Origin of the sequence: Nocardioides sp. R-C-SC26 (assembly GCF_021246465.1) — a bacterium.
Classification (GTDB): domain Bacteria; phylum Actinomycetota; class Actinomycetes; order Propionibacteriales; family Nocardioidaceae; genus Nocardioides.
On the sequence record NZ_JAHRHK010000055.1, the window covers coordinates 1 to 333 of the forward strand.

1 protein-coding gene is annotated in these 333 nt (G+C 73.0%); it reads right to left on the reverse strand.

Annotation, left to right across the window (positions count from 1 at the left end):
- Positions 1-333: sigma factor-like helix-turn-helix DNA-binding protein (locus tag KSO97_RS17410; protein WP_269782694.1), on the reverse strand; the 333-nt coding region annotated here is incomplete at both ends.

Genomic DNA, 333 nt, shown 5'->3' on the forward strand with positions numbered 1-333 from the left:
AGGCGCGCCAGCCGGACGGCCTCGACGGCGAGATCGTCGCGGGTCGAGACCCCCGAGGTCGCGAGATAGCCCTCGTTGAAGATCAGGTAGAGGACGGCGTGGACCGCTCCGGGCCGCTCGGGCAGGTCGGCCTCGGCCGGCACCCGGAACGGGATGTGCGCGGCGGCGATCTTCCGTTTGGCCCGGGTGATGCGCTGGGCCATCGTCGTCTCGGGCCCGAGGAAGCCCTCGGCGATCTCGGCGACGCTCAGACCGCCGAGCAGACGGAGGGTGAGGGCGACGCGCGCCTCCGGCGCGAGCGCGGGGTGACAGCAGGTGAAGATCAGCCGGAGG